Annotated in this window: 5 protein-coding genes; 1 reads left to right on the forward strand and 4 read right to left on the reverse strand. The window is 70.5% G+C overall.

Annotated elements, in window-relative coordinates; translation table 11 throughout:
• Both EK403_RS14540 and ssuC read right to left on the reverse strand, forming a co-directional pair.
• A partial coding sequence (locus EK403_RS14540) for an ATP-binding cassette domain-containing protein (protein WP_128778306.1) occupies nucleotides 1-777 on the reverse strand: 777 nt, incomplete at its 3' end.
• Nucleotides 778-788: 11 nt separating this feature from the next.
• Nucleotides 789-1556 carry an aliphatic sulfonate ABC transporter permease SsuC gene (gene ssuC / locus EK403_RS14545; protein WP_128778202.1) on the reverse strand — a complete coding sequence of 256 codons (768 nt, stop codon included), beginning with the start codon at nucleotides 1554-1556 and terminating at the stop codon, nucleotides 789-791.
• 253 nt (nucleotides 1557-1809) lie between these two features.
• Here ssuC and EK403_RS14550 point away from each other — a divergent pair, with 253 nt between their 5' ends.
• Nucleotides 1810-3099: an AmpG family muropeptide MFS transporter gene (locus tag EK403_RS14550; RefSeq protein ID WP_128778203.1), complete on the forward strand. Its 1290-nt coding sequence runs from the start codon at nucleotides 1810-1812 to the stop codon at nucleotides 3097-3099.
• Between the two features lie 105 nt (nucleotides 3100-3204).
• On the opposite strand, the gene ggt is transcribed toward EK403_RS14550, so the two are convergent.
• On the reverse strand, nucleotides 3205-4791 hold the full coding sequence (gene ggt, locus EK403_RS14555) for a gamma-glutamyltransferase (protein ID WP_128778204.1): 1587 nt from the start codon (nucleotides 4789-4791) through the stop codon (nucleotides 3205-3207).
• Between the two features lie 24 nt (nucleotides 4792-4815).
• On the reverse strand, nucleotides 4816-5107 hold a 292-nt coding region (locus EK403_RS14560; RefSeq protein WP_245479713.1), incomplete at its 5' end, for a DUF423 domain-containing protein.

Here is a 5107-nt window from a genome sequence, read left to right on the forward strand (position 1 = left end):
CAGCTTCTCGAGGATCTTTTCCTCGAGCTGACCGATCTCGGCGGAGCCGCGCCTGCGGGGCCGGGGCAAATCGACCGCGAGGTCGAGTTCGATGCGGCCGTCCTCGATCAGCACCACGCGGTCCGCAAGCGCGAGCGCCTCGGCGACGTCGTGGGTCACGAGCACGGCGGTGAAGCGCTGCTCGAGCCAGACGCGCTCGATCAGCGCCTGCATCTCGATCCGGGTGAGGGCGTCGAGCGCGCCGAGCGGCTCGTCGAGGGCGAGCAGGCGGGGGCGCGAGACCAGCGCCCGGGCGAGCGCGACGCGCTGCTTCTGGCCGCCCGACAGCACCGAGGGCCAGTCCTGCGCGCGGTCCGCGAGGCCGACCTCGGCGAGCGCGGCCTTGGCGGCCGCCTGCGCCGCGGATTTCTCGACGCCCGAGAGCCCGACGCGGACATTGTCCAGCACCCGCGCCCAGGGCAGCAGACGCGGCTCCTGGAACATGATGCGGCCTTCGGCCGAGCCGCCGACCGTCACGACGCCGGCCGTCGGAGCCTCCAGCCCGACCAGCGTGCGCAGCAGCGTGCTCTTGCCACAGCCGCTGCGGCCGACGATGGCCAGGAACTGGCCGGCCGGGACGGTCAGATCGACCCCTCGAAGCACCTCCTTGGGGCCGAAGGACTTCGAGAGACCGCGGAGCGCGATCGGCGCCCCGGCGGCGGGCAGTGGCGAGGCCGGAGGCCGGGAGCTCCGGCTCGGGGCGAACGCGACGGCGGGAGAAAGCGCCTTGGCTGTCATCGGCTAAGCCTTCAGACCGAAAGATAAGCGGGGTGCCACGAGAGCGTCGCGCGCTCGAGCCATTTGGCGATCGAGTCCGCGAGCTTTCCGAGCAGGGCGTAGATCAGGATCGACAGCACGACGACGTCGACCATCATGAATTCGCGGGCGTTCATGGCCATGTAGCCGAGGCCCGAGGAGGCCGAGATCGTCTCGGCGACGATCAGCGTCAGCCACATGATGCCGAGCGCGTAGCGCAGCCCGACGAAGATTGAGGGCAGGGCGCCGGGCAGGATCACCCGGACGAACAGCGCGGCGTTCGACATGCCGTAGGCGCGGCCCATCTCAACGAGCTGCGCGTCGACCGTGCGGACGCCATGCAGCGTGTTGAGGTAGACGGGGAAGAACACGCCGAGCGCGACTAGGAAGATCTTGGCGGTCTCGTCGATGCCGAACCACAGGATGACGAGCGGGATCATCGCAAGATGCGGGATCGTGCGGATCATCTGGAAGGTCGGGTCGGTCAGCCGTTCGGAGAGCCGCGACAGCCCGTTGGCGAGGCCGAGCGCGAAGCCGACGCCGCCGCCGATCACGAGGCCGACCGCCGCCCGCCACGCCGATATCCCGATATTGGTCCAGAGCTCGCCCGACAGGCCGAGCCGCCAGCCCGCGGCGACGATCGCGGTGGGAGCCGGCAGGATCTCGCCGGCGAGCAGGCCCGCGCCGGCGAGCGCCTGCCAGATGAGGATCAGCGCGACCGGGATGATGAAGGATTGCAGCGAGCGAACGTCGAACGACATCGAATGTCTCGTCCTGTTTCGACCGATTTGGCTTCGGATAAGGCTCGGCCGTGAGGAAGCGGCGCTCCGATCCCGCAAGGCAGCGACAGCTAATCTCCACACAATCCATAAAACGAGTCAACTTTAAAAACGCGGTTGGGACGCCAGCCCGTGCGGTTCGGCAAGCGCCGTGGGCGGGGTGGCGGAACGCGCTCGAATCCTTCAAGCAGGAGGGTGTCGCGCGGCTTCCGCGCGGGTGATGGATGGAGCCCCGATGACCGAAACGTCGCAGGGGGACGGGGCCGCTAGGCAGGAGTCCTGGGCCGCCGCGACCGGCTTGAAGCGAGTCGCGAGCGGCGTGCTGGGCTATGCGGCCGGGCTGCCGTTTCTGCTCGTCCTCGGCACCTTCGCGTTCTGGCTGCGCGAGGCCGGCGCGAGCCTCGCGGCGATCGGGCTCCTGTCCTGGGCGAGCATCGCCTACAGCCTGAAATTCCTGATCGCGCCCTTCATGGACACCTATGCGCTGGGGCCGCTCGGCCGCGCGTTCGGCCGCCGCCGCGCCTGGATCCTCGTCGCGCAATCCGGCGTCGCGCTCGGCCTCGCGGGCATGGCGACCGGCGATCCGTCGTCCGGCTTGCCCTTCGTCGCGACGGCCTGCTTCCTGACCGCGGCGGCCTCAGCCACGCAGGACGCCGCGATCGACGGCTGGCGCGTCGAGGTCGCGGGCGTGGAGGAGCAGGGTCTGCTGGTCGCGGCCTATCAGCTCGGATACCGGCTCGGCCTGCTCAGCGCGGGCGCCGGCGCGCTCTATCTCGCGCAAGGTTTCGGTTGGGGGAGCGCCTATGCGGCGATGGCCGCCATCATGGTCGTGGTCGCGACCCTGACGGTCCTGTTCATCCCGCGCACCGCGCGCGACGGCGAGCCGCGCGAGCCCAAGACGCCGAGGGAGGCGCTCCGCGCGCCGGTCAAGGACCTGGTCGGCCTCGTGACCGCGACGCCGATCGCGGCGCTGTTGATGATCGGGCTCTACCGGATGCCCGACCAGCTGGCGAACGTGATGTCGTCGCCGCTTTACAAGGATCTCGGCTTCACGAATGTCGAGATCGCGAACGTCACCAAGGTGTTCGGCATCATCCTGAGCATCGCCGGCGCGTTTCTCGGCGGCTTCCTGCTGACAAGGCTGTCGCTGAAGGCCGTGCTCGCCATCGGCATCATCGCGTCCTCGGCCACGAACCTGCTCTATGGCGCGCTGGCGTCGGCCGGCCACAGCATCGTGTGGCTGACCGCGACGATCGGCTTCGACAACGTCGCATCGGCGGTCGCGGGCACCGCGCTGATCGCCTTCATGTCGAAGCTCGCGGCGTCCGACTTCTCGGCGACGCGCTACGCCGTGCTGAGCTCGATCTACGCGCTGCCGGGACACCTGCTCGCCGGCGGCTCGGGCTTCGTGGCGCAGGCGACGGGCTACGTGCCCTATTTCGCGCTGACCTTCCTGACGGGGCTGCCGGCGTTGCTGCTGATCTTTGCGCTAAAGGACGACAAGACGGCCCCGCGGGAACGATAAGGCGTCGTCCTCCGGCTTGACCGGAGGATCCATCGCAAGCGTCGAGCTCCGCTTGGGAGATGGTGGTCCGGCCGAGCCGGACCACGACGGTTCCGCGGCGTACCGTCAGAATCCCAGCGCCATCCCATCCTTGCGCGGATCGGACCCGCCGCGCAGCAGCCCGCGCTCCGCGTCGATCCAGATCGCCTGCGCGCCGCCGAGCGGGGAGGCGGCGAGCTGGATCTTGTGGCCCATGGCGGCGAGCCTCTCGCGTGTCGCCTCGTCGACCGTCGGCTCGACGTCCAGCACCCCGTCGAAGGCGAAGGAGCGCGGCGCGTCGATCGCCTCCTGCAGGTCCATGCCGCGGTCGAGCACGCCCGAGAGGAACGCGGCGTGGCCGGCCGCCTGGTAGTGCCCGCCCATCACGCCGAACGGCATGATGGTCCGCCCGTCCTTCCGGAGCATCGCCGGGATGATGGTGTGCATCGGGCGCTTCCGTGGCCCGATCGCGTTCGGATGGCCCTCGATCACACGGAACGAGAAGCCGCGGCTGTGCAACACCACGCCGGTGGCGGGTTCGAGCCGCGTAGAGCCGAAGGAATGGAACAGCGAGTTGATGAAGGAGACCGCGTTTCCGTCCCTGTCGACCGCGCAGAGATAGACCGTGTCGGCGTGCTCGGGCTCGTGCCAGAGCGCCGGCCGGCCGGCGATCTCGCGCGACAAGCGGGCGCGGAGCGTCGCGGTCGTGTCGGCAGACAGCAGCGTCTCGACCGGGTGCGGCAGGTGCTCGGGGTCGCCAATCAGCACGTCGCGGTGGTGATAGGCGAGTTTGGTCGCCTCGGCGTGGAGGTGGATGCGCTCGGCGAGCGTCAGCCTGTCGGCGAGGTCGAAGCCGCCGAGCACGTTCAGGATCATCAGCGCCGCCACGCCCTGGCCGTTGGGCGGACACTCGAAGACGTCGTAGCCGCGATAATTGCTCGAGATCGGCGTGACGTAGCCGGCCGCCGTCTCGCCGTCCGCGAAGTCGTCGAGCGTGTGCAGGCCGCCGAGCGCCTTCAGCCGCGCGACCAGCGCCTCGGCGACCGCGCCGCGATAGAACGCCGCCGCGCCGTCGCGGGCGATCGCACGAAGCGTCCTGGCCAGAGCGGGCTGCGCGTGCCGGTCGCCGGCGCGGATCGGCTTGCCGCCGGGCAGGAACAGGCCTCGCGCGTGCTCGTCGTCGGCGAGGAGCGCCGCGGCCCTTTCCCAGTCAAAGGCGACGCGCGCCGTGATCGGGTAGCCGCCTTCCGCATAGGCGATCGCGTCGCGGAACAGGCGGTCGAGAGGCATGGAGCCGTGGTCGGCGTGCAGCCTCGTCCAGGCCGAGATCGCGCCGGGCACGGTCACTGCGTGGGCGCTGGTCTGGGCGATCTCGTCGATCCCGCGCTCCTTCAGCGTCGAGACGGAGGCCGCGGCAGGCGCGCGCCCGCTGCCGTTCAGCGCGATCACGTCGCGACCTGCGGGCGCGTAGAGCACGAAGCAATCGCCGCCGATCCCGGTCATCTGCGGCTCGACCACGCATTGCGTCGCGACGGCGGCGATCGCGGCGTCGACCGCGTTGCCGCCCTCGCGCAGCACAGCGATCCCGGTCGCGGTCGCGAGCGGATGCGAGGTCGCGATCATGGCGTTCGGGGCCATCGCCTCGCTGCGGCCGGCGCGGAACAGGTCTCTCATTGAAATCTCCTCTGGCCGGGCAGACTAGCGGGCGCGCCGCAGGGCGCCGAGCGCCGCGCCGATCGACAGCGCGAGCCATGCGGCGATCAGGATCGTCCCGCCGATCGGCGCGGCCATCGGCAGCGGGCTCGCGCCAGTGGCGACGCGGATGATCAGGTCGCCGCAGAACAAGAGCGCGCCGAGCGCGACGCCCCAGGCGGGGATCGTCAGCCACCGCCCGAGTCCGAAAGCGCGCGCGGCCGCCGCCATGCCGACCAGCGCTGCGGCGTGCAGCATCAGGAAACTGGACGCGGTCGCGAGCCGCGGGGGGCCGGGC

Source organism: Hansschlegelia zhihuaiae, assembly GCF_004103825.1.
GTDB lineage: Bacteria > Pseudomonadota > Alphaproteobacteria > Rhizobiales > Methylopilaceae > Methylopila > Methylopila zhihuaiae.